The organism is Turicibacter sp. GALT-G1, from assembly GCF_025594995.1.
Lineage (GTDB): Bacteria > Bacillota_I > Bacilli_A > MOL361 > Turicibacteraceae > Turicibacter > Turicibacter bilis.
The window spans coordinates 1-23,569 of sequence record NZ_JAMQUS010000024.1 but is presented as its reverse complement, the minus strand read 5'-3'; the positions used below and the strand labels follow the sequence as shown (position 1 = coordinate 23,569).

The 23,569-nt window shown below is 33.6% G+C and carries 27 protein-coding genes and 1 riboswitch; of the genes, 21 read left to right on the top strand and 6 right to left on the bottom strand.

All coding sequences use genetic code 11. From position 1 onward, the window contains the following. Positions 1–65 precede the first annotated feature (65 nt). A complete protein-coding gene (locus NEH74_RS04545; protein ID WP_055245090.1) occupies positions 66–404 on the top strand; it encodes a four-helix bundle copper-binding protein in 339 nt (112 codons plus the stop codon). Between the two features lie 528 nt (positions 405–932). Here NEH74_RS04545 and NEH74_RS04540 read toward each other — a convergent pair. Further along, positions 933–1,937 carry a YeiH family protein gene (locus tag NEH74_RS04540; RefSeq protein ID WP_055245088.1) on the bottom strand — a complete coding sequence of 335 codons (1,005 nt, stop codon included), beginning with the start codon at positions 1,935–1,937 and terminating at the stop codon, positions 933–935. A 107-nt stretch (positions 1,938–2,044) separates the two neighbouring features. On the opposite strand from NEH74_RS04540, the gene NEH74_RS04535 reads away from it, so the two are divergent. Continuing rightward, the gene (locus tag NEH74_RS04535; protein ID WP_055305493.1) at positions 2,045–2,932 is read left to right on the top strand and encodes a LysR family transcriptional regulator; all 888 of its coding nucleotides are present in this window, start codon (positions 2,045–2,047) and stop codon (positions 2,930–2,932) included. Positions 2,933–3,393: 461 nt separating this feature from the next. On the opposite strand, the gene NEH74_RS04530 is transcribed toward NEH74_RS04535, so the two are convergent. Continuing rightward, positions 3,394–4,308 (bottom strand): glycoside hydrolase family 73 protein, encoded by a 915-nt coding sequence (locus NEH74_RS04530; RefSeq protein ID WP_055305492.1) that lies wholly within the window; start codon positions 4,306–4,308, stop codon positions 3,394–3,396. A gap of 70 nt (positions 4,309–4,378) precedes the next feature. Here NEH74_RS04530 and NEH74_RS04525 point away from each other — a divergent pair, with 70 nt between their 5' ends. After that, positions 4,379–4,651 (top strand): thioredoxin family protein, encoded by a 273-nt coding sequence (locus NEH74_RS04525; RefSeq protein WP_147614363.1) that lies wholly within the window; start codon positions 4,379–4,381, stop codon positions 4,649–4,651. 577 nt (positions 4,652–5,228) lie between these two features. Here NEH74_RS04525 and NEH74_RS04520 read toward each other — a convergent pair. Next, the gene (locus tag NEH74_RS04520) at positions 5,229–5,723 is read right to left on the bottom strand and encodes a GNAT family N-acetyltransferase (protein ID WP_055305490.1); all 495 of its coding nucleotides are present in this window, start codon (positions 5,721–5,723) and stop codon (positions 5,229–5,231) included. Between the two features lie 189 nt (positions 5,724–5,912). Between NEH74_RS04520 and NEH74_RS04515 the strand changes: the two genes are divergently transcribed. The 6 genes from NEH74_RS04515 to NEH74_RS04495 all read left to right on the top strand — a co-directional run bounded on the left by NEH74_RS04515 (position 5,913) and on the right by NEH74_RS04495 (position 9,856). Beyond that, a complete protein-coding gene (locus NEH74_RS04515) occupies positions 5,913–6,590 on the top strand; it encodes a hypothetical protein (RefSeq protein ID WP_055305489.1) in 678 nt (225 codons plus the stop codon). Between the two features lie 401 nt (positions 6,591–6,991). Beyond that, positions 6,992–7,093, top strand: coding sequence for an NUDIX hydrolase (locus NEH74_RS13685; RefSeq protein WP_172676273.1), 102 nt, complete (start codon positions 6,992–6,994; stop codon positions 7,091–7,093). A gap of 424 nt (positions 7,094–7,517) precedes the next feature. Next, positions 7,518–8,153, top strand: coding sequence for a pentapeptide repeat-containing protein (locus NEH74_RS04510; RefSeq protein WP_055243276.1), 636 nt, complete (start codon positions 7,518–7,520; stop codon positions 8,151–8,153). Positions 8,154–8,165: 12 nt separating this feature from the next. Further along, positions 8,166–8,639 carry a methylated-DNA--[protein]-cysteine S-methyltransferase gene (locus NEH74_RS04505; RefSeq protein ID WP_055305488.1) on the top strand — a complete coding sequence of 158 codons (474 nt, stop codon included), beginning with the start codon at positions 8,166–8,168 and terminating at the stop codon, positions 8,637–8,639. Further along, positions 8,629–9,318 carry a DNA alkylation repair protein gene (locus tag NEH74_RS04500; protein WP_055305487.1) on the top strand — a complete coding sequence of 230 codons (690 nt, stop codon included), beginning with the start codon at positions 8,629–8,631 and terminating at the stop codon, positions 9,316–9,318. The genes NEH74_RS04505 and NEH74_RS04500 overlap by 11 nt, the downstream gene beginning before the upstream one ends. Positions 9,319–9,424: 106 nt before the next feature. Then, entirely contained in the window at positions 9,425–9,856 is a 432-nt protein-coding gene (locus NEH74_RS04495) for a relaxase/mobilization nuclease domain-containing protein (RefSeq protein WP_172676272.1), read from the top strand. 33 nt (positions 9,857–9,889) lie between these two features. On the opposite strand, the gene rluF is transcribed toward NEH74_RS04495, so the two are convergent. Beyond that, a complete protein-coding gene (rluF, locus tag NEH74_RS04490) occupies positions 9,890–10,597 on the bottom strand; it encodes a 23S rRNA pseudouridine(2604) synthase RluF (protein WP_055305485.1) in 708 nt (235 codons plus the stop codon). A gap of 188 nt (positions 10,598–10,785) precedes the next feature. On the opposite strand from rluF, the gene NEH74_RS04485 reads away from it, so the two are divergent. From NEH74_RS04485 to NEH74_RS04475, 3 genes are all read left to right on the top strand, one after another. After that, on the top strand, positions 10,786–11,049 hold the full coding sequence (locus tag NEH74_RS04485) for a hypothetical protein (protein ID WP_055243271.1): 264 nt from the start codon (positions 10,786–10,788) through the stop codon (positions 11,047–11,049). A gap of 340 nt (positions 11,050–11,389) precedes the next feature. After that, entirely contained in the window at positions 11,390–11,905 is a 516-nt protein-coding gene (locus NEH74_RS04480) for a DUF1456 family protein (protein WP_055243270.1), read from the top strand. Positions 11,906–12,070: 165 nt separating this feature from the next. Beyond that, on the top strand, positions 12,071–12,667 hold the full coding sequence (locus NEH74_RS04475) for an ATP-binding protein (RefSeq protein WP_055243269.1): 597 nt from the start codon (positions 12,071–12,073) through the stop codon (positions 12,665–12,667). A gap of 47 nt (positions 12,668–12,714) precedes the next feature. Here the strand turns inward: NEH74_RS04475 and NEH74_RS04470 are convergent, their stop codons facing one another. Further along, positions 12,715–13,221 carry a GNAT family N-acetyltransferase gene (locus NEH74_RS04470; protein ID WP_055305484.1) on the bottom strand — a complete coding sequence of 169 codons (507 nt, stop codon included), beginning with the start codon at positions 13,219–13,221 and terminating at the stop codon, positions 12,715–12,717. Between the two features lie 146 nt (positions 13,222–13,367). Between NEH74_RS04470 and NEH74_RS04465 the strand changes: the two genes are divergently transcribed. Beyond that, a complete protein-coding gene (locus NEH74_RS04465; protein ID WP_055243267.1) occupies positions 13,368–14,312 on the top strand; it encodes an L-lactate dehydrogenase in 945 nt (314 codons plus the stop codon). Positions 14,313–14,428: 116 nt separating this feature from the next. Here the strand turns inward: NEH74_RS04465 and NEH74_RS04460 are convergent, their stop codons facing one another. After that, complete coding sequence (locus NEH74_RS04460) at positions 14,429–14,602, bottom strand: hypothetical protein (protein WP_156343916.1); 174 nt, start codon at positions 14,600–14,602, stop codon at positions 14,429–14,431. A 319-nt stretch (positions 14,603–14,921) separates the two neighbouring features. Beyond that, positions 14,922–15,099: riboswitch (Lysine riboswitch) on the top strand. Between the two features lie 129 nt (positions 15,100–15,228). Between NEH74_RS04460 and lysA the strand changes: the two genes are divergently transcribed. The 8 genes from lysA to dapF all read left to right on the top strand — a co-directional run bounded on the left by lysA (position 15,229) and on the right by dapF (position 23,272). Continuing rightward, a complete protein-coding gene (gene lysA, locus NEH74_RS04455; RefSeq protein WP_055305483.1) occupies positions 15,229–16,524 on the top strand; it encodes a diaminopimelate decarboxylase in 1,296 nt (431 codons plus the stop codon). A gap of 13 nt (positions 16,525–16,537) precedes the next feature. Continuing rightward, entirely contained in the window at positions 16,538–17,734 is a 1,197-nt protein-coding gene (locus NEH74_RS04450) for an aspartate kinase (protein ID WP_055305482.1), read from the top strand. Positions 17,735–17,748: 14 nt separating this feature from the next. Continuing rightward, the gene (locus NEH74_RS04445; RefSeq protein WP_055305481.1) at positions 17,749–18,879 is read left to right on the top strand and encodes a M20 family metallopeptidase; all 1,131 of its coding nucleotides are present in this window, start codon (positions 17,749–17,751) and stop codon (positions 18,877–18,879) included. 12 nt (positions 18,880–18,891) lie between these two features. Further along, a complete protein-coding gene (locus NEH74_RS04440; protein ID WP_055305480.1) occupies positions 18,892–19,872 on the top strand; it encodes an aspartate-semialdehyde dehydrogenase in 981 nt (326 codons plus the stop codon). 12 nt (positions 19,873–19,884) lie between these two features. Continuing rightward, positions 19,885–20,754 (top strand): 4-hydroxy-tetrahydrodipicolinate synthase, encoded by an 870-nt coding sequence (gene dapA / locus NEH74_RS04435; RefSeq protein WP_317452419.1) that lies wholly within the window; start codon positions 19,885–19,887, stop codon positions 20,752–20,754. Between the two features lie 16 nt (positions 20,755–20,770). Further along, a complete protein-coding gene (dapB, locus tag NEH74_RS04430; protein ID WP_055243261.1) occupies positions 20,771–21,532 on the top strand; it encodes a 4-hydroxy-tetrahydrodipicolinate reductase in 762 nt (253 codons plus the stop codon). A gap of 23 nt (positions 21,533–21,555) precedes the next feature. After that, positions 21,556–22,257 (top strand): 2,3,4,5-tetrahydropyridine-2,6-dicarboxylate N-acetyltransferase, encoded by a 702-nt coding sequence (dapD, locus tag NEH74_RS04425; RefSeq protein WP_370456866.1) that lies wholly within the window; start codon positions 21,556–21,558, stop codon positions 22,255–22,257. Between the two features lie 181 nt (positions 22,258–22,438). Further along, entirely contained in the window at positions 22,439–23,272 is an 834-nt protein-coding gene (dapF, locus tag NEH74_RS04420; protein WP_055277259.1) for a diaminopimelate epimerase, read from the top strand. The last annotated feature ends 297 nt before the right edge of the window (positions 23,273–23,569 follow it).

Sequence of the window (23,569 nt, the reverse complement as noted above, 5' to 3'; positions counted from 1 at the left end):
TAGAGATTGTAGAGAGTCGCACATACTAAAATAACAGAAAATTGTTTGAGTGCGGAGGAAATCAAATGTCAACTCGTTATCAAGAATGTGTAGATGAATGTTTAGCATGTATGAAGGCGTGTAACTTTTGTTTTAATGCGTGTTTAATTGATGATCATATGGAGCCTTTTGCTCATTGTATTCATTTAACAAAAGATTGTGCTGATATTTGTTCTTTTGTTGCAAAAGCTTTATCGTCACAAACAAACTTTAAGAATCAACTTTGTCAAGTGTGCGCAGAGATCTGTCGTGTTTGTAGTGTCGAATGTATGAAACATGCACATACTTATCAACATTGTTTACGTTGTGCACAAGCTTGTGAATCATGTGCTATTGCTTGCGATAAAGTACTAGAGGTTTATTGATTTGTGTCAGATGAATTTTTAAATAAAAGAGCTATCAGAGACAAAAAATTATAAAGTATTCAATAAGAAGTTAATTGAGGAAGAAAAGGTTCGTTTAGGAAGTAGTCATTTGATGGAGAAATTAGAGTCATGTAAAGGTGAATCTTTTAAGGTGTTTGTATTGATTAGGATATATGAAAATCACTGAAGTGAAAAATTAAATAAAAAATTAGTTTCTTTAATCCTAAGATTGTTTTTTCTTAGTATGATCATTTTGAAATGATGAAACAAGGAAATTCGCATGGGAAGCCTGTTAAATAATTAGCGGATTATTTTAATTGACTATCAGAAAAAGTGATTTGAATGAGTGAGGGTGAAAATGGATTTATCTGTATTCTGCTCTGCTCATATTTCAGTTGAGATGGTTAATAGCATAGAAGAGTTTAGATCAATTGTAAAATAGATTACCTCAAATAATAAAAAAAGCCTCACAAGATAGTACTGAATGTGAAAATCAGAATACTATCAGTGAGGTTTTAAATTATGTTATTAGACTTGTCCTAATAAAACTTGAACTAATAATGCCACAATTACAACAATGGCTGAAATAATGAATCCATGAAGCATAGGAAGGAAACCAGATTTTGTTACATCACGAATATCTGTTTTTAATCCGATTGCAGCTAATGCCATAACCATAAAGAATTTACTTAATGTTGAAAGAGTTGAACTTAATGCTGCTGGAATAATACCAACACTATTTAATAAAGCAGCTCCTAAGAATAATAAAATGAACCAAGGGAAAATCTTTTTGAGGTTAACTTTCTTTTGCTCAACTGCTGCACCTGCATTTTGTTTCATTTTTAATTTTTCATTTAAATATGAGAATGCTAATACGACAGGAATAATTGATAACGTACGTGTTAATTTTACGATCGTTGCGAAATCACCCGCTGCATCACTATAGGCATATCCCGCTGCAACAACTGAAGATGTATCATTTACGGCTGTACCAGCCCATAATCCAAAGGCCATATCACTTAGCCCAAGAGCCGCACCCATAATAGGGAATAAGATAACCATGACAACATCAAAAATAAATGTTGCAGAAATAGCATACGCGACGTCTGAATCATCTGCATCAATAACTTGTGATAAAGTGGCAACTGCTGTTCCACCACAAATTCCCGTTCCAGCTGAAATTAATGAACTAAGTTTCCAGTCCATTTTAAATAGTTTTCCGAATAGATAACCGAATCCAAATGCTGCCGCTAAAGTGAAGACCATAACAACAAGTGAGTATTTACCAACATGAATAATTTGGCTAACACTTAAGCTTGTTCCTAATAAGACAATGGCAACTTTTAAAAGTTTTTTTGAGCTAAAAGTAATTCCAGCTTTGTATGTCGTAGTGTCTTTCATGAAAAAGTTAATAGCCATCCCCATTAAAAGTGCAAATACACTCGCCCCAATGATATGAACATATTGATTTAAAATCGTTGCAATAATTGCAATTGCTAATGAAAGAAGTACACCAGGTAAAATTTTTTTCATAAAACTCCTCCTAATTTTTATTGTATCTTTACAATACCATGTAAATTGATATAATAAAAATTATACATTTTTATACAAATATAAATATTTCTTATAGTAGGTGGAGTATGATTGATTATCGATTGCTCACATTTATTGATGTGTGCGAAACAAGAAGTTTAACTAAAACAGCCCAGCATCTTTGTTTAACCCAACCCGCAGTAACCCAGCATATTAAATATTTAGAAGAAACGTATAATACTAAATTATTAGTTTATGAAGGGAAGAAGATGCGACTTACAGAATCAGCACAGGTTCTTTTACAGTATGCATTAAAAACACAGGCTTTATTAAAATCAACCGAAACAGAGATGTATGAATTAAAAACAAAACAAGTGCGACTTAATTTTGGGGCAACCTTAACGATAGCAGACTATGTCATGCCGACCATCTTAGATGCTTATCTAAAGAGGTTTCCAGATATTCAACTTAACTTTAAAGTTCAAAATACAACTCATTTAATCGATGCTCTTTTAAAAGGTAAAATAGAATTTGCCTTTATCGAAGGATATTTTGATAAAGAGCAATTCGAGCATCATTTACTTAAGAAGGATGAGTTCATTTTAGTAGCAGCAGCTAATAGCCCCTTAGATGAAGTCATCACACTAGAGGAATTAAAAAAGCAACGACTCATTATCCGTGAGGTTGGATCAGGAAGTCGAGACATCTTAGAGAAATTGCTAGCTAATACGAATAGTTCACTTAACCAATTTAAACAGCTTGATGAAATTGGAAATTTAAAACTTTTGAAGTATCTAATCAAACAAAATCATGGTGTGACGTTTATTTATAAAGAAGCCGTTAAAGAGGAATTAGAAAGAAAAGAATTAAAACAAATTCAAGTTGAAGGAATTAATCTCAATCGCGAATTCAATTTTATCTATTTAAAATCATCTTTACAAAAAGAAAAATATTTAAACTTTTTAAAATTTGCTAAGAGTCAAATAGGGGAGTAACTATTTAAACATAAAAATATCACTGGTGCAAAGTAGGATTTTAAAAGTGTCTCATCTTATCAAAAGCGATTTATATATAAAACGAAAAATAATTTATATAAGTCTATTTAAGTTTTTTGCACGATAAAAACTAAAGCCCTAGTAGTGGAGGATTAGATTTCTTTCAGAAATCGCTAGGTGACCCAAGCCCTATCAGGGGAGGAAAGCTACGAGTTCGTAAACTTACTCCGTAGCATAGGTGGCCCCCAGACTATAGTCTGACTTGAGGGGTATAACTATCAAATATTTAGATTGCTATCGTAAATGTAGAAATTATTTCTGTTTGTATTTAGCGACTAAAGCAAAAAAAGGAACTGATTTAAAAATCGGTTCCTTTTTTGCTTTAAAAAATTTCATTGAAATAGGAAAAGTAATTAATAATCAGTCGACTAAACATCTCCTGTAATAAATAATCGATACATTTAATTATGCATAACTTCATGATCAAGAAGTTGTAAGTTATATTGACGGATTAGTTCGCAAAGTCGTTTTGCATACTCAAGATTTCCAGCGATGTCCACAGCTGTACTATATCCCCCCACTTCAATTGCTTTAGCTTGAATGCGATAATTTTTGGCATCAAATACACCTGCTTCATGATAACATTCATTATTTAATAAGAAGTTCGCATGGTCCTCGATTGAAGCCAGCCAATTATCATATTCACGAAAATCTGCATCAATTACTTCATTATCATACTCTGTCGTTGTGTAAGTAGCATAATCTCCATCCCAAGAATCATCCGCTTTAATTCCGAAGAGGTTATACTCATTACGACTTAATTCAGATTGGCCCCAGTTAGATTCTAGAATAGCTTGAGCAATTGTAATTGACGGTAAAATCCCTGTTTTTCTATAATTGATTTTAGCGGGATTAACTAACTGATTAATAAATAAAGTTTCCTTCGCAGAAGGCTGTAATTTATGAGGGGTATAACCTTCATATTTTAAGTCCTCCATATATGTCTTAGCACGCTCACGTTCTTCATTCGTGTAAAGAGAATCGACTAACACTTCATCTAGGGATTTTACTCTCTCTCCATCAATGAATCGAGAAGCTGCTGTTTTGATTATCGTTTCATCAAGATTATATAAATTATTCTCTCGATTAATCGCAATTAGTGTTAAAACCTCTTTCCAGTTGAGTTGAACCTCATATCCACCTGCAGTATCAACTGTCTCTACTATGAAAGGAATATCCACCCCAGTTAAATCGATATGTTCTAGTGCTATGTCAAGATAATTATCATATTGGTGAACAATAACATATGGCTTGAGTGGTAATTTAATAATTAAAAAAGTTGTAATGGCAGCAATGATTAAATATTTGACTTTCATACAGGCCCCCCATTTGATATTAATAACACTAGAAATTGATAGCATAAATTTAAAAAGAAAGGATGATTTTATGATGACTCTGCACTATTTTAAAAGTTCTAGGTGTAGTGCATGTCTTGCACTATTTCCTAAAGTGGAACAATTATTAAAACAGTATCCTGAAATTAAACTTCATCTCATTAATGTAGATACACAAGCAGAACTTGCAGCATCTTTTAATATTTTTTCTGTTCCAGCTATCGTGGTAACGATTGATGAAAAACCATATATTAAAGAAGCAGGGATCTTTAGTGTTCAAACATTAGATGAAAAGATACATCGTTTATATCATTTATTCTATTAATTATAGCAAAAATTAGCAAAAAATATAGCTTAAATCTTAGAAGTATGCGATAATGGATTCTTATATTGATAATTCATCTCATTGTTTGCGTTTGCACACTTGGATAATTCGACAGTGTTCGATATACTGTAACTAGAGAGAGTGAATATAGAATAGATTACTATTTTTAAATGATATGAATGTACATTACCCGATGTACCCTAACATTCACATTCGTTGATGAATGGTTCTATTCTAAATTACTACTCTCTAAGTGGGAAGTGTATGTCTAATACAAGTGGATCGTTTTTTTTAATCATAGTATATGAGTAAAAGTTATTTGTCGTAGAGATGGGCTACGGTGAATAACTTTTTTAAAATAGAGTTGAGATTTTAAAAAGAGGATGAGTATATTGTATTAAAGCGATATCTTCAAAGCCAAATGAAGAAGGAGGCTATATTGTAAATCAGCATTTAGAAAATCCAATGGTGGAGTTCAAATCAAAGATTTAATTAAAAGTTCATTCAACAGCCGAGTAGTTTAATTAATCCAAAATATATATAAAGGGAAATCATATTGATTTCCCTTTTCTCGTGTTTAGAATGAAATTGTTCCATTAACCGAATCTAGTGCTCCTTCTTGTAGTTCAACGATTTGAACATACTCTGAAGGAATCTCATTTGTACAAGTAATACCAAAGTTCACAGAAGGTTTGAATCCAAATCGACCATAATAATCAGGATCACCTAATACAACGACTGACGTATAGTTCATTTCTTTTGCTAACTCAAAAGCTTTTTGAACGAGTTTTGTTCCAACTCCTTGATGGCGATAATCTAATTTAACAGTGAGTGGGGCTAAAAGAAGCATTCCCTTAAACGCAAATTTTGTAAGCATGATATGTCCAATTAATTGTTTGTTGTCTGTTGCGACTAATGCTAGTTCAGGAATATAGTTTTCACTCACGCGAAGCATGTTAACGAAGTCTTGTTCAGTACCGTCAGAAACAGCCGCTGTTTCAAAAGCTTCTTTTATAAAGTGATAAATCATTTCAAATTCAGTTTTTTCTTCACATTTAATGATTAATGTCATTTTCAGTTCCTCCTACTAATTAGTTATAGGTCTGGGAGGATGCATGTCAATCCTCCCTTATTGGACGGATTGCAGTAATAATGTTTGCTTCAAACAAACAACTCCTTTTATATGGATTTTTTCACATTATAACATGTTTCTCAAAATCCTGTCATATAATTTAAAGATATGAGAGGAGGAATGGGGGATATGCAAGTTGACCAAACTGTAATTAGTATTCAATATGGTGATGTAGATGGGGATTATAATTGTGAAAAAGTCGTTTTATTTGGGACACCTTATAGTCCAAGTCAATCTTACATTCAACAATTGGAATTGTTGATTCATTATATGGATGATAGAAAATTGAGATTTCAATTAGATTTAACGGGATATGATATTCGCTTATTTTTAGGAGATTTTTTAAAAACAAATCATAGTCAAATTCTTATTACGGGACGGACAGGCGGAAGTGGAGACTATGCCATTGCTCGTCTTTATAACTTAGAAAATAACAAACTTAAACTCATTTTAGATGAAGAAGACCTCTCAAGAAAACTAACCTGTCAAGCAGGATATATTAATATGAACGGAACATTGGGTGTGACGTGTCCTGCCACGGGGCAAACATTTATGCTAGAAAGTCGAGGACATTTTAATCCGTATGCTAGTATTCGACAAGAATTAGTGCAACCAATGATAACAGCTGTTAATACCATTTATCCGATTCAACAGCCTTATGAAAATTATTATAGTCTGCAAATTCAACAACGAATTATTGGAGCTAACAATGCCGACTTATTAGGATTGATTCAATCAGTTATTCAGTTAACACAGGAAGTGCCAATTATAAAAAGCCAGGCACTTGTTAAGTTTCCAAATACATGAAATAAGTATTAAATTTTGATATAATCTTGAAATAGAGGAGCAGTCTTCAAAATAACTGGAGAGATTTAGTTATTTGGAGATAGCTCCTTTTATTATGTAGGATAATCGTCTAATAACGGGAATGCAAAAGTGAAGAAATATTTAATAAAATAATTCTATCTAAAATTATATATATGGTAATTTTTCGTTGATTTAAAATATAGGAGAGAGAAAGATAAATATTGAAAAATCATGTGGAGTAATTATAGTTATATAAGCCACGATAAATTTTCTATAAGGAAAATTTTTATCATGACTATAGTCAGTCTTACTATCAAAGTATTATAAGAACTAAGCTGAATTAAAATATCTAGATTATTTTTGGGTTTAAATATAGAAATTTATTTAATAAGATTGAGTTTTTGGCTGTAAAAAGTAAAAAAAATGGACATTGGTGTTTCCCAAAAGGGCACATGGAAAAAGATGAAAGGATGGAACAATCAGCATTGAGAGGATTTTTTTAAGAAAAGGGATTGAATGTTATGTTATTCAGTGATTTTAAAGCAGATATACAATATAAGCTAACTCATAATCGCAAAAAGGAGTTAATTTTTTAATTAGTATAGCAGAAAATCAATCTGTAAACATTCAACAATCAGAAAGATGTAAATCTTAGTAAATTTTGTTCATTACAAAAATTTTACTGAGACTATAGGAGGGGGAATGATAAAAACTTCAAACATTTAGTTTGTAATAGTAAATATAGAAAATATGAGGATATAAAAAATCTGTTATATTAGAGGAGATAATATGCACGGATTTTTATAAAGAAAATGACTGATATACTGTGTGGGAAAAGATAAATTTGTCTTTAAAAAAGAATTTCTTCTTTATCATGATAGTGCATGGTATGATGGAATAAACAATAACATAGGGGAAAAGGAAAGTATGCAAAAAATTCAGAAGCCAAAGCGAATGAAATATTCCAAAGAAGATTTGATTTTTGAGGAAGCCATCATGGATGATCCGTATCTTGAAGGAGCTCTATTTGAAAATACAATGATTACAGATCAATGTATTGATCGATTGTATTTAAATAAATGTTATTTTAAAAATGTAATCTTTGAAAGTTGTCAATTCGACCGAATTGATTTAACAGATACGACATTTGATAACTGTGATTTATCTCATCTTAAATTGATGGATGGAACAATTCATCGTTGTGAGTTTATTAATTGTCGTTTAACTGGAAGTGATTTTTCAAATAGTAGTATTCAGAATACATTATTTAAGGATAATACTGCACGTTATGCAAACTTCTCATACAGTAAATTTAAGTCGGTGAATTTTATTAATAATCAAATGATGAATAGTAGTTTTAATGAGTGTAGTTACAGGAAGGTAAGTTATGATACTTGTAATTTATCTGAAAGTGAATTTATTAATACCTCATTAGCTACTTTAGATTTCTCGACGTGTGAGATTCATCAAGTCATCATTCCGATGGAACAGTTAAAGGGGTTAACTGTCTCAACAGAACAAGCTGTTCAATTAGCACAACTCTTGGGATTAAAGATTGTATAAGAGGTGAAAGAAATGAAGTATTATCACTATTATGAAAGTCCAATCGGAAAATTAGTTATTGTACACAATGATCGAGGAATTACAAATTTATACTTAGCACATCTTTTACAAATTGAAAATGCCATTCAAGAAGAGACGGACTTAATTAAAGAAGCAGTCAAGCAGCTTGATGAATACTTCAATGGACTGCGCCAATCTTTCGACTTACCATTAGCTCCAGCAGGAACTCATTTTCAACAGAAAGTTTGGCAAGCCCTTCGAAATATTCCTTGTGGAAAAACTTATAGTTATAAACAAATCGCAGAACAGATTGGGAGTCCAAAAGCTTCGCGTGCGATAGGAATGGCAAATAATAAAAATCCTATTTTACTTCTCATTCCTTGTCATCGTGTGATTGGTGCTAATGGAAAACTCATCGGTTTTGCAGCGGGGCTAGAGATGAAAAAGTATTTACTAACTTTAGAGGGGATTTCATATGAATGTTAAAGCACAACTTTTAGAATTAGCAGAACCAAGTTATCAGCGGTTTTCATCTCGTTTGCTTCCGGGAACACCGGATATTTTAGGTGTTCGTTTACCAGTCTTACGTAAAATCGCAAAGCAAATCGCAAAAGAAAATTGGCGTGAATTTTTGAACCAAAATGATGATATTTACTTTGAAGAAATTATGCTAAGAGGGATGGTCATTGGCTATATTAAAGATATTTCTATTCATGAAGTGATGAAGCACATTCAAATTTTTGTGCCTCAGATTAATAATTGGTCTGTTTGTGATAGTTTTTGTTCTGGACTCAAGATTACGAAGCAGTATCAAAAACAATTTTGGCCTATGATTACCTCTTATCTTTCGTCGGATCAAGAGTTTGAAGTGAGATTTGCTGTTGTTATGCTGTTAATTTACTATGTAGATAACCAATATGTAACAGATGTTCTTCGGGAATTAGATCAGGTTCAGCATTCAGGGTACTACGTTCGTATGGCAATCGCATGGGCAATATCCGCTTGCTATGTGAGTTATCCTCATCTAACTTTAAGTTATTTAAAGCAGACACAACTGGATACATTTACTTACAATAAAGCTTTACAAAAAATTAGTGAATCGATGAAAAGCGATATAAAAACAAAAGAATTAATGAAACAAATGAAGCGAAATGAAGCAGATTAAAAAATAACACGAAGTGGAGAAAAAGTCGTAATTTGTTTGAAAATTAGAAATTTTAGGAGTATTATAATGTAGAAGTATGTATCATGTTGATAAAGGGAGTGAGCCTATGGCATTCATCAAGATTTATAAGATCACCAAAGACTACCATAAGAAAATTGATGCCATCATAGATAAGAAAAAAACTGGGGATAGTGAACTTATTTATAAATTCACAACGACAAATGAACCTATTCATCAACTAGAGTCAGCTTATCATATTATGCAACGATTTCCTGTTGATGAGTATGTTAAACCAGAGGTAGCTCACCAAATTGGAATCGAGTTTGCCACTCAATTTTTAAAAGACTACTCTGATTATGTGGTTGCTACACACACACATTCAAAGGTTTTACATAATCACATTATTTTTGTTTCAAGTTCAATGAAAGAAGATGAAATGTATCGTAAGCTATATGAAGAAAAACTTCATCAACTTGTCGTTAAGATTACTAATGATTGTTGTGCTAAGCATGGGCTATCAACAATTCAATATAAATAAAAACTCGCACCTAATATTAGGTGCGAGTTTTTACTACCATTCTTGCGGTGTATAATTTAAGTCTTGGAATAAACGTGTTTTTTCTTTCTTAGTTAAGTCACGCCATTGTCCAACGGGTAAGTTACCTAAGTGAATATTCATGATTCGAACACGCTGAAGACGATAAACTTCATATCCTAATGCTTCACACATACGACGAATTTGACGATTTAATCCTTGAGTTAAGATAATTTTAAATTCATATTTTGAAAGTTGTTCAACTTTACATGGTAATGTTTTTGTTCCAAGGATACGAACGCCTTTAGACATTTTTTCAACGAATTCAGGTGTGATTGGCTTATCAACAGATACAATATATTCCTTTTCATGATTGTTTTCAGCACGTAAAATTTTATTAACAATATCACCATCATTTGTTAATAAAATTAAACCATCTGAATCTTTATCTAAACGACCGATATTAAACACGCGTAATGGGTGGTTAACTAAGTCAACGATATTTCCTTTAACATTTTTCTCAGTAGTACATGTAATTCCAACAGGTTTATTTAAAGCAAGATAGACATTGTTACGTGCCAAACGAATACGTTGCCCATTAACCATAACCTCATCACCTGGCTTCACTTGATCACCGATTTTAGCTTTACGACCGTTAATTTTCACGCGTCCTTCTTCAATTAGTTTATCAGCTCCACGTCGAGAAGCTTTTCCAGATTCACTAATAAATTTATTTAAGCGCATATTTTCACACCCTTTAGCGAGATTTCTTGTTGCAAATCTTTCTAAGTATACTGTGATTTACATAACTTGTCGACTAAAAAGAGAAAATAGTGTCGAAAAAAGTCGTTTCATTAATATATTGTTCAACTGATTAAGAAAATATGAGTTATGATATAATAAAGGAAATATGACAGCAGGAGGTTTAGAAGATGGATCAACATTATTTAGTGATGTTCTTACGTGAAGGAAGTTATATTGAGTCTAATGTGGAGCTTTTAGAGCTGGATCGCTCAACAATCGCTGAAGTGGTAGATCGTTTAATTGACTATCATAACAGTGATGAATTAGAGGATGAACTTCGTAGCTGTGGTACAAATATTCGTGCCATTATTCGTGTTTACTTAAATCATGTTGGAGATTATGGTTATGAAGATTTCTATCATTTAGAATTAGTCACACCAAAATCATTATAGTAAAAAGCACTTATCTAAAAGATAAGTGCTTTTTACTGTCCAAAGAATCATTAATAGGCTATAATGACTTTTTTTATTTTATATAGCAGCTAGAAGAAGCTATTTATATTAGGGGGAATATTAATTTTTTAACAGGGGACGATAAATTAAAAAAGTATTACAAATAATATGGGATTAAATTAACGAATTTCGAAAGGTATAGATTTAGTATTAGTATGATTCAAAATAATAAACAGATGCCTCTAATTGAGACCAATGTAGAATTATAAAATACATTTCTGTTTCTATATAGATAATTTGGTATAATAAAAAAGATGTATCAAAAAACGGAGGTTCTAACATGAATAATAACGATATCTTAATTCGTATTCGATATGCACTAAACTTAAAAGATGGACAAATGGTTAAAATTTTCAAACTTGGTGGAGTAGAAGTCACAGAGGAAGAAGTAAAAAAAATGTTAACCAAAGTAAAAGAAGAATTTGGTTTTCAAGATGCTGACAGTAATGAAACCTTACCATGTAACAATAAAATGTTAGATGCATTCTTAAATGGATTAATTACGTTTAAACGTGGTCCACAAGAAAAGAAATCTGGACAACCTGAAAATCCAGTTAGTATTACAAGACGTAATAACATTAATAATATCGTATTAAAGAAATTAAAAATTGCACTATCTTTAACGTCAGAGGAAGTTATTGATATTTTAGGATTAGCGGGTGTTAAAATTTCAAAGGGCGAATTAAGTGCCGTACTTCGTAAAGAAGGACATAAAAATTATAAAGAGTGTGGCGATCGTTACTTACGTAATTTCTTAAAAGGATTAGCCATTCAATACCGTACAACGCAAAAATAATAAATAAAGCCTTATCCTTATGATAAGGTTTTTTACTTTTTAATTGGTATATTATGTCTTAATTTGAAACAAATTGTCGTTGAAAAAAGTTTCATTTATTGATATAATTTAACTTCAAAAGAGCTGCTTATGATGAAAAATTTCTATACATTGGAGAAGTGAAAAATGACAGTAAGAATTGCAATTCTAGGTGGACCAAGATGTGGTAAAACAACGTTAATTCAACAATTATATGTGGATATGAAAATCCGTGATATTAATGTCGGGGTTGCGACTGAATATAGTACCGATTATTTACGTGATAAAGGAATGATCGAATCAATTTCAGAGCAATACGGAATTTATTTAGGACAATTACATTTAGAAAAAGCATTAGATGGACATGAATATGCAGTTACGGATTACGCAACATTTGTTCCATATATTTATGGACGCTTAATGCTTGGAGATAAAAAACGTACTAAAAAAGAAATTGAGATTTTAAATGACTTATATAGTTTAGCAATTCGTGACTTACCTCAGTACGACTATATCTTCTTTGTACCTCGTGAATTTGGATATAAAAAAGATGGAGTTCGTTGGCAGGATGAAGAAGTTGCTCAAATGGTGGATGATGCAATCTTAAACTTCTTAAATGCAGAGAATGTGAAGTATGAAGTTATCACAGGTTCAACGCGAGAACGCTCAGAAAAAATCTTAAATATTGTTGGAATTGAAAAAGAAATTGTTAAACCGCAACCAGTAGAAGAATTAGCTGAATAATAAATAAAATAAAGCCTATATCAATTTTCGATATAGGCTTTATTTCATTATAAACATTTTTCAAAAGCTACACGTTTACTGCCATCAGCTAGATAAATGACACCGCAATAATCAAATCCATTTTTTATAAGAGAGCGTTGCATCGCTTGGTTATCCTCATGTGTATCGACTTTAATGCTACCAACACTTTTTTTATTACACATTAATTCAGTTTGTTTAATCATTTCAGATGAGAGCCCGATTCCTTTTAACTCATGATCAACTGCAATCCGATGGATGACGGCATAGTTATCATTACTTTTCCAATCCCCTTCAAAAATTTTATTATAAGTAGCTTCTCCTTCAAAAGAAATAGCGATGGTTCCAACAATCTCATTATTTTTTATTAAGACAAAACTATGTCCATTTTTAATATCATTTTCAATGACTTTAGCATTTGGATAACCATTTTGCCATTGATTGATTCCCTTTTCTTTGAAATATTGTTGAGCTTGTTTAATAATCTCCATGACACGTTCAATATCTTCTAGTTTAGTATATCTTAATGCTAACATCTTTATTCTCCTTTCAAAAGTGGATAATTATTAATCATTATATCACCAAGTTCTATAACATAACTCTAATGTTTTCGACAAATTTCGCAATTAGAAATGACTAATTCGTACATACTAATGAAGTAAAACTAAAGGAGGTAGTCGCTATGCAGACTGGAACTAGACGTGTTGTATTAGTTGGTACAGGATTTGTTGGAATGAGCTTTGCGTATTCAATGGTAAACCAAGGTGGAGCTGAGGAGTTAGTTCTAATTGACGTTAATCATGAAAAAGCTGTTGGTGAAGCCATGGACTTAAATCACGGGATTCCATTTGGCCCAGAAAAAATTGAAATCTGGGCTGGAGATTACTCAGACTGTAAAACAGCCGATATCGTTGTTGTGACAGCTGGTGTTAATCAACAACCCGGAGAAACACGCTTAGCCTTAGTTGAACGAAATGCGAAAATCATGCGTGATGTTATTAAAAATGTTATGCAATCAGGATTTAATGGAATTCTGTTAATTGCAAGTAACCCTGTTGATGTCTTAACTTATATTGCTTGGCAAGAATCAGGTTTACCAAAACATCGTGTCATTGGGACCGGAACAACACTTGATACCGCTCGTTTAAGATACCAAATGGGTAAATATTTAGACGTCGATCCTCGTAACGTTCACGGTTATATTGTCGGTGAGCATGGTGATACTGAAACGCCATTATGGTCACATACAAGCGTCGGTGTCAAACCAATCTTCGATATTATTAAAGATCATCCAGAATATAAAAGAGAAGATTTAGAAGAAATCTATGTCAACGTCCGTGATGCTGCTTATCATATTATTGAACGTAAACGCGCCACTTATTACGGAATTGGGATGTGTATCACGCGTATTGTTAAAGCTATCCTAAATGACGAAAACTCAGTCTTACCAGTGTCAGCTTATTTAGATGGTGAATATGGTCTTCATGATATCTTTACCGGTGTGCCTGCGATTGTCAATCGTAACGGAATTCGCGAAGTCTTTAACTTAAATATTAGTCCAGAAGAACTCGAACAATTAACTAAATCCGTCTCAATTTTAAAAGAAACATTAGATACCGTGCGTTAATTGAATAAAAGAAACCTCAATCTAGTATTGAGGTTTCTTTAGGTATCGCACTTCATATTACAATCTGTCATAACAAAAAAAACACTTACCGTTTCAAGGGCGGCAAGTGGTTTTTATTATTTCCCTACACATTCACGACAACGATTATAATCATCCTGCATTGGGAAACGTGAATCGACACGCCCACCTGGTCCAACTTCTAGATTACAATTCGCACAATAAGGGATTTCATCGTAAGTTCCATCTTCATAAAGCATAGATAAAGGTTGCATCACAAACTCTTCAAACATCTTGTCACCTCATTTCTTTATAGATAAAAATGACTATATCATTTATATCATATCTTAATCAACGACAAAATAAAATCCCTAATAACCTTAATCAAAAGAACCTAGGGTTTAATATAATATGAGATAGGCTGATTGGGTTAGTAATAAATAATTAATTAAAACTGAAATGTACCGTATAAATTTATTAGGTATTGAATATAGTTTTAATTGTAGAGTTAGTGAAATATTAGGCTAAATGATTTGAATATACTAAGTTTGTTTGATATTATTTACAAATAATGGAAAATGTTTTAAAATAATTAATAACTTAATAATAAATAATTAAGGTAGAGGCTGCGGTTCTTAAGAGTATTCATAATGAGGTAAGCGCAATGAAGTATGAAGAAAGGAATAACCGCCGAAGGCTATAACTGAAGCTTTAAGGTTATAGACCTGGGGGTGTATAGAATATATGCATCACTGTCACAAATGCAAATTTGTGTTGAGCTACATTTAAGAAATAGAGACTATCCTGTTATCATCTATTTTAGGATAGTATTTTTCGAAGCTCCCTTAGTATGATTCAAATGAGGGAGCTTTTATTTGTAAATGTGAGCCTCTTTATGACGAAAAGGAAGGACGACAAAATGAAATTACAAGGAACGATGTCAGTAAAAAATGATGAACTTTATATCGGAGGAGTCAGTTGTTTAGAACTTGCTAAGACGTATCAAACCCCTTTATATGTCTTTGATGAACAACTTGCTCGAGAGAATTGCCGCGAATATGTGAAACATTTCAAAGTGAAAGAACATCGAAATCGAGTCGCTTATGCTGGGAAGGCCTTTTTACCACTTCATATGTGTCAACTCATCAAAGAAGAAGAATTATATTTAGATGTGGTATCTGGTGGAGAACTATACACGGCGAATAAAGCTCAGTTTCCAATGGAAAATGTACTGTTTCATGGAAATAATAAGACCATTGATGAAATTAAAATGGGGCTTGAGTTAGGAGTAGGTCGATTTGTTGTTGATAACTATTATGAACTTGATTTGCTAGAACAGTTCTGTAAGGAAAGAGGCACATCGCAAGCGATTTATTTGAGAATTACCCCTGGTATAGAGGCACATACACATGATTATATAAAAACGGGACAAATTGATTCGAAATTTGGATTTACTTTGACTAATGGGGATTTATATGAGTGTTTAGCCAGTTTTCATCGATATGAGCATCTACAACTGGTTGGATTACATGCACATATTGGATCACAAATTTTTGATGTAGAACCTTTTTTAGATGAAGTAGATATTATGATGAGTTTAGTTAAGGAGATTAAGGAAACATACGGCATTCAAATTAGAGAAGTTGATTTAGGAGGAGGAGTTGGCGTTTATTATACGAAAAATGATCAACCAAAAACCATTCAACAATTTTGTGAAGCTATGATTGAAAAAGTAGAAAAATCTTGTCAGAAATTAGGGATTAACGTACCGACGTTGATTATTGAACCAGGACGTTCCATTGTCGCAAATGCTGGAAGTACGCTATATACAGTTGGATCGATGAAAGATATTAAAGATGTTCGAACCTATGTCAGTGTAGATGGTGGAATGACTGATAATATCAGACCTTCGTTATATCAAGCACGTTATGAGTGTGCGATTGTGAATAAAATGAGAACAGGGGATCAAAAGCAAGTAACGATCGCAGGAAAATGTTGTGAAAGTGGTGATATTCTTATCACAGATGTTGATATTAAGGGTATTGAAACAGGTGATATCTTGATTATTGCCTCAACCGGTGCGTATGGATATTCGATGTCATCAAATTATAACAAGATTCCGAAGGCTGCGGTTGTTTCGGTTCAAAATGGAAAAAGTCGAGTGATTTGTAAACGACAAACGTTAGAGGAATTACTAGCTTTAGAAGTTTTATAGGGGGAATGAGAATATGGGGATTTTGGTTCATAAGTATGGTGGGACATCAGTTGGAACAACTGAGAAGATTAAACGGATTGCAAAACGAGTCATTGCGGAAAAGGAAAAGGGAAATGATATGGTGGTTGTCGTATCGGCGATGGGGAAAACGACGGATTATTTAGTGGAGATGTCAAAAGAGATTGCTATAAATCCCAATAAACGAGAAATGGATTTGATTTTATCCACTGGAGAACAAGTGTCCATTGCGTTGTTGTCGATGGCCTTTCAGGAATTTGGATATGACGCTATTGCTCTAACTGGGTTTCAAGCTGGAATTAAAACATATGGACCGCATACTAAAAATAAAATTTTGGATATTGATGATGAGAAAATTAAGAATTATTTAAAAGAAGGGAAAGTTGTAGTTGTTGCTGGGTTTCAAGGGGTGAATGAAAATGGCGATATTACAACACTTGGTCGAGGAGGGTCAGATACAACAGCAGTTGCTATAGCAGCGAAACTTGGTTGTCCATGTCATATTTATACAGATGTTGATGGCATTTATTCCGTCGATCCACGACTGTATAAAGAGGCGAAAAAACTTGATGTTATTAGTTATGAAGAGATGATGGAGATGGCAAGCCTTGGTGCAGGTGTGATGGAACCACGTGCTATTGAAATTGGATGTAAATATAATATTCCAATTTATGTAGCTTCAAGTATAAATGATGTGGGTGGAACTTATATTAAGGAGTATGATGAGAAAATGGAAGGGAATATAGTAACGGGGTTAAGTGTTTGTGATGATATTTTAATGGTAACAGTTAGTCATATTTTATATAACTTAGATCATGTTGCGACTTTATTTGAAAAACTAGCGATTGAAAATGTAAATGTGGATATGATTAGTCAAACAGCACCAGTTGATGGGTATATTAATGTTTCTTTTACTGCACCAAAAGATGATTTATTTATAATTGAAAAGGTGATGAGGGATTTAGAGGGTAAAGTTGAGATTAGTATAGAGAATGAAATTACAAAAATTTCAGTCGTTGGAATTGGAATGAGAAATCAAAGTGGAGTAAGTGGTCGCCTATTTAGAATTTTAGCGGATAACGAGATTTCCTTTAGGCAAGTGACAACATCAGAAATTAGTATTTCGTATACAATTGATAAAAAAGATAAAGAAAAAGCAGTTCGCGCCTTATCGAATGAGTTGAATTTGTAAAGGGGGAACGGCGTATGGATTTAAAAGAAATTTTAACAACGCATCGAGAGTATTTACATCAAATTCCCGAACTTGGATTTTGTGAGTTTAAAACATCAGCATATTTAAAAGAACAATTAGAACTTTTAGGATACGAGATCGAATCAACCGCAAAAACAGGATTGTTAGCTTATCGAAAAGGTGAAAGTGATGAATGTATTGCTTTTCGCTCAGATATGGATGGATTGAGTTTAGCAGAAGAGACTGGCGTTGCATTTACATCTAAACATCAGGGAAAAATGCATGGATGTGGTCATGATGGTCACATGGCTATTTTACTTGGATTTGCGACTCATTTATCAAAGATTGAACCGTTAAAAAAGAGCGTATTATTCATTTTACAACCGGCAGAAGAAGGTCCAGGCGGAGCTGAGGTTATTGTCAAAGAAGGAGTATTAAAAAAATATAAGGTGAAGTTTATATTTGGTCTACATTTATATCCAGAGATTGAGGAGGGAAAGTTTGGGCTTCGATCAGGTGTGATGACAGCTCAAACTGGAGAGGTTGATATTGTCATTCAAGGTCAAGGTGGGCATGGAGCGATTCCTCATAAAGCAAATGATGCGCTCATTATAATGGCTCAGTTAATCAATAGTTATCAAAGTATTGTGAGTCGAAATTTGAATCCAATTGATGGGGGCGTCCTCACCATTGGTACGATTCATGGTGGAGAGCGTCGAAATATTATTGCTGAAAAAGTAGAACTGACAGGAACGATTCGCGCATTTAGTGAAGAAGTTTATGAAACGATTAAGCGACGTATTGTAGAGATCAATACTGGACTTGAGACGATGTTTAATGCCAAAGTAAAGACGCAATTTATTGATATGTATCCATGTATTGTGAATGATAAATCATTATTTGAGTTAGTGTGTCACTCAACACTCGGTGAGAAAATGATTGAAATTGATCCGATGATGATTGCAGAAGATTTCTCTTATTATCAAAAAGAGGTTCCAGGATTATTCTTTATGCTAGGATCTCGTAATGATGCGCTTGGTTTTACAAATCCACTGCATCATTCGAAATTTAATTTTAGTGACAATGTTTTATTAAATGGCGTTGAACTGTATGATGAAATGTGTCGTTTATTAAATGTTTATTAGGGAGTGTGTAAAATGAATGGGATTAATGTTGCAATTGTAGGGGCTACTGGTTTAGTGGGACAAACCTTTTTAAAAGTACTTGAGGAACGAAATTTTCCAATTAAGGAGTTATATTGCTTTGCATCAAGTCGCTCAGCTGGAAAAACGATTGAGTTTAAAGGAAAAACTTATGTTGTTGAAGAATTAACAGAACAATCTTTTGATCGAGAAATTGATATTGCTTTATTTTCAGCAGGCGGTGGAATTAGTAAGAAGTTTGCTCCGATTGCGGCTAGTAAAGGAGTACGAGTAGTAGATAATTCTAGCGCTTGGCGCATGGAAGCCGAAATTCCACTTATTGTACCAGAGGTGAATCCTCATGTTTTAAGTCATAATGACTACATTATTTCGAATCCAAATTGTTCAACGATTCAATCCGTCGTTCCATTAAAAGTGTTACATGAGGCATTTGGAATTAAACGCATTGTGTATTCGACTTATCAGGCTGTATCTGGCTCAGGGGTGAAGGGGCTTCATGATTTAGAAGCGGGAACAACTGAGTTTTATCCGTATCCGATTGTTGGAAATTGCTTACCCCATATCGATGTATTTTTAGATAATGGGTACACAAAAGAAGAAGTTAAAATGATTGAGGAAACGAAAAAAATTTTAGGAGATCAAAATATTAAAGTAACAGCAACAACAGTACGAGTGCCTGTTAAGTATGGACATTCTGTTTCGATGAATTTGGAGTTTGAGCGTGAGTTTGAGTTAGAAGAGGTTTATAGGATACTACAAAGCGTGGATGGCTTAGTAGTACATGGTCACGAAAATTCGCTCGATTATCCAATGCCTATTGATGTTGAAGGGCATAATGAAGTTCATGTTGGCCGAATTAGACGTGATTTTAGTGTCGATTCAGGTTTAAATTTATGGGTGGTTGCCGATAACATTAGAAAAGGTGCAGCAACGAATACCGTTCAGATTGCTGAATTACTGTTAGATTATTTGTAGGAGATGGGAAAGATGTTTAGTGGATCAGGAGTAGCGATTATAACACCATTTAAAAATGATCGAGTTGATTATGAAAAATTACGAGAACTGCTAGAGTGGCAAATTGCTAATGAGACAGATGCGATTATTATTTGTGGAACAACGGGTGAATCTGCAACGATGAGTGATGCTGAACGAAAATTGGTTATTAAGTTCACGGTTGAGGTTGTTAATAAACGGATTCCTGTCATTGCAGGAAGTGGAAGTAATAATGCTGCGTATGCGGTTGAATTGAGTCAATATTGTGAATCGGTTGGTGTCGATGGCTTGTTAGTTGTAACGCCTTATTATAATAAAGCAACAGAGAAGGGGCTTTTGAATTATTATGAGTTGATTGCAAGTCATGTCAATTTACCAATTATTTTATATAATGTGCCGGGACGTACAGGGGTAAATTTAACACCAAAGATGGTTGCAAAGTTAGCAAAGATTTCGAATATTATTGGGATTAAGGAAGCAAGTGGTGATATTTCACAAGTGGCCGAAATAGCTCGCTTATGTGGAACAGATTTTTCAATTTATAGTGGAAATGATGATATCATTATTCCAGTTTTATCACTTGGTGGAAAAGGAGTAATTTCAGTTTTAGCGAATATTTTACCAAAAGTTACACATGATTTAGTAAGTAGCTATTTAGAGGGCGAAGTAAATAAAGCACGTGATTTACAACTAAGTGTGAATGGACTTGTGCATACTTTATTTATTGAGGTAAATCCAATTCCAGTTAAAACAGCCATGAATCTCATGGGGATGAATGTAGGAAACCTCCGCCTTCCTTTAACAGAAATGGCAGCAGAAAATTTAGCAATTTTACAAGACGAACTAACGAAGTACGGATTATAGCACGAGGTGATATCAGATGTTGAATGTAGGTCTAAGTGGATGTAATGGAACGATGGGACGAATCATCCATGATTTATTATTAGAACAAGAAAATGTTCAAGTCGTTTTTGGGATTGATATTGAGCCGGAACGCTATGAGAATGATTATCCAGTATTCACAGATCCATATGAAATTAATGTAGATTGTGATGTGATTATTGATTTTTCAAAGCCAGAAAATATTGATCATTTATTAGATTATTGTGTGAATCATGAGACAGCCGTTGTGATTGCGACGACTGGACTTAGCGAAGCACAGGAAGCCAAAATTATTGAAGCTTCGCATAAGATTCCAATCTTCCGTTCAAGTAATACATCACTTGGAGTCAATGTATTGCTTGACTTAGTAAAAACAGCAACGCGTTTATTGAATGATAACTTTGATATTGAGGTTATTGAAAAGCATCATAATAAAAAGGTGGACGCCCCAAGCGGAACAGCTTTTATGATTGCTAACTCAATTAATGAGGAGCTTAATCAAGCGATGGATTATAATTATGGTCGTCAAGGTAATCATATGAAACGAAATGAAAAAGAGATTGGGATTCATTCTGTTCGGGGAGGAACGATTCCAGGTGAGCACACGGTTATTTTTGCAGGACCGGATGAGATGATTGAAATTAAGCATACGGCGTTATCGAAAAAGATTTTTGCCGAGCAAGCCATTAAAGCAGCAGAATTTATTACACATAAAGAAGCGAAGTTATATAACATGAGTGATATGATGCATGCAAATTAAGGGGGAAAAGAGAAATGAGTGAAATTAGTTTAACAGATCCATATGAGATTGCACGATATATTAAAGAAGCAAAAAAGAGTACACCTGTTAAAGTTTATGTTAAAGGAGATTTAGACGGTGTACAATTTCCAAATTGTCGTGTGTTTGGGGAAGGCCGTTCTTTAGTTGTTTTTGGTGAGTATACTGAAATTCAATCGGTACTTGCTGAAAATAAAGGGCGAATTGAGTATTATGAAATCGAAAATGATCGTCGTAATTCAGCCATTCCGATGCTTGATTTAAAACAAATTAAAGCTCGGATTGAACCTGGAGCAATTATTCGTGATAAAGTTAGCATTGGTGAAAATGCAGTTATTATGATGGGGGCGGTTATCAATATTGGTGCTGAAATCGGTGAGAATACAATGATTGATATGAATGCCGTTGTTGGTGCACGTGGAACGATTGGAAAAAATGTTCATATTGGAGCAGGATCGGTTATTGCAGGTGTGTTAGAACCACCTAGCAAAACACCAGTTATTATTGAAGATAACGTGATGATTGGGGCGAATGCGGTTATTTTAGAAGGTGTTCGTGTTGGAGAGGGTGCCGTTGTTGCAGCTGGAGCTGTTGTTACACAAGATGTTGCACCCAATACAGTTGTTGCTGGAATGCCAGCCCGTGTCATTAAAGAAAAAGACGAACAAACAGCTGACAAAACGCAAATTTTAGAAGATTTAAGATAGTAAGAAAAACAACAGGGGACCCCTGCGCTACGTGATTTAATCGAAAGATTAAAGTCGTAGCTTTCCTCCACTGGTAGGGCGAGTGGCTCAGAGTTTATGAAGATGATACGAATGTTGTTAGAGAATAAGAAAAAGAGGTATATCAACTAGATATGCCTTTTTTAATAAAGGGGGATTTTTAATGTTAAGGTTTGAAAAATACCAAGGAACGGGGAATGATTTTGTTATTTTTGAGATGTCTGAGTTAGATGGTTTGCAACATTCTCTACTAGCACAAAAGGTTTGTAATCGACGTTTTGGAATTGGTGCAGATGGAATGATTGTTGTTGCGCCTTCTAAAGTAGCTACAATGCAAATGATTTTTTATAATGCAGATGGAAGTATAGCGACGATGTGTGGAAATGGGATTCGCTGTTTTGCAAAGTATGCCACTGATCATGAGTTAGTTAAAACGAAAGTTTTTACGGTAGAAACATTAGCTGGCATTTTGACACTTGAAATAATTGAAAGTGATGATTTAACTAGTTTAGTGCGTGTAAATATGGGAAGTGCTATTTATCAACATGAATCAGTTCCGCTCCCAGGTGACGGAGATAAGTTTATTAATCAAATGCTTGAAGTTGATGGAGTACCGTATACTGTGAGTAGTTTATTCATGGGAACGATTCATACCGTATTATTTATGGATAACATTGATGAAGAGGCGGCGGCACGAATAGGAGCAGCCATTGAAAATCATCCACTATATCCGAACAAAACGAATGTAAATTTATGTAAGGTAGTAGACTCGAAAAATATCGATGTTTTAACATGGGAGAAGGGGGTTGGAATTACACTCGCTTGTGGAACTGGATCAGCGGCTTGCGCCTTATTAAGTCAAGATCTTTATGATTGCGAAACTAGCGTTACCGTTCATGTTAAAGGTGGTAACTTACTTATGGAACGAGTAGGTGAGGAAATATATATGACGGGACCGGCAACATTGATTTGTAAAGGACAGTACCTATATAATTAGTGCTACTATAGTTGGTCTTTCTATCAAAAAGACTGATTCTGATATATATATTTATGACATAGAAAAAAACCTTCTAAAGTACTTAGGTTTGCTAGCTCACTTTAGAAGGTTTAATTAATTTTATCTATTCGATCAAACTAGGTCTCCCTAGTATTAAGTTAAGATAGCACGTTAAATAGATGAAATGTTAATTGCTATCTTCATTAATAATATATGAAGGAAGGAGAATTGAGGAACAAAAGAATAGACAAGAGTAAGAAAAAAGGATACATCAAGTATCCTTTTTATGTGCGCCCG